The organism is Priestia sp. 53B2, assembly GCF_056099005.1.
On the sequence record NZ_JBLZXA010000105.1, the window covers coordinates 1 to 244 of the forward strand.

The 244-nt window shown below is 53.3% G+C and carries 1 rRNA gene; it reads right to left on the reverse strand.

What is annotated here, in order from left to right:
• A 23S ribosomal RNA gene (locus tag ACN6NE_RS31335) occupies positions 1–244 on the reverse strand; the annotation flags it as partial.

Consider the following 244-nt stretch of genomic DNA (forward strand, 5'->3'; position numbering starts at 1 on the left):
CGATTGGAATTTCTCCGCGACCCACACCTCATCCCCGCACTTTTCAACGTGCGTGGGTTCGGGCCTCCATTCAGTGTTACCTGAACTTCACCCTGGACATGGGTAGATCACCTGGTTTCGGGTCTACAACCACATACTAAACGCCCTATTCAGACTCGCTTTCGCTACGGCTCCGCCTTATCAGCTTAACCTTGCATGGGATCGTAACTCGCCGGTTCATTCTACAAAAGGCACGCCATCACCC